The 514-nt window shown below is 66.9% G+C and carries 1 pseudogene; it reads right to left on the bottom strand.

The features are described 5' to 3' along the window. Positions 1-473, bottom strand: a pseudogene (locus tag EOE48_RS28605) (hypothetical protein); the annotation flags it as partial. Between the last annotated feature and the right edge of the window lie 41 nt (positions 474-514).

The following is a 514-nucleotide window of genomic DNA, read 5'->3' as shown; positions in this document are numbered from 1 at the left end:
AGCACCGGTTTCGGCGCATCGTCAGTATCGGCCGGGCGGAACGCCAGCATGCGCAGCAGGACCATCTCGAAGCCACCACGCCGGTCTGGCGCCAACGGCAGGTCTCGGCGACCGATCAGGCCCATCTGGTAATAGAACTGCACGTCTTCGGCCGGCAAGGCCGAAGCCAGCGCCAGCACCCGCTCACGGTCGCCCTGGCCGTTGTCCACCGCTTCAGGCAGCGCCTGGGCAATAGCCACACGGTGCAGCACGTTAAGCATTTCGGCCAGCACCCCAGCCCAGTCCGGGCCCTGCTCGGCCAGGTTGCGCACGGCCTCCAGCAATGCCCGGGCATCGCCTTCGAGCAACGCCTGCAACACGCCATAGACCTGGCCATGATCAAGGCTACCAAGCATGGCCCGCACATCCGCGGCCAGCACCTTGCCTTCGCCAAAGGCGATGGCCTGGTCGGTAAGGCTCATGGCGTCACGCATCGAGCCATCGGCCGCACGGCCCAGCAGCCACAGGGCATCCG

Origin of the sequence: Methylobacterium oryzihabitans (assembly GCF_004004555.2) — a bacterium.
Lineage (GTDB): Bacteria > Pseudomonadota > Alphaproteobacteria > Rhizobiales > Beijerinckiaceae > Methylobacterium > Methylobacterium oryzihabitans.
The sequence above is the reverse complement of the archived record's forward strand: the minus strand, read 5'-3'. Positions and strand labels throughout refer to the sequence as shown.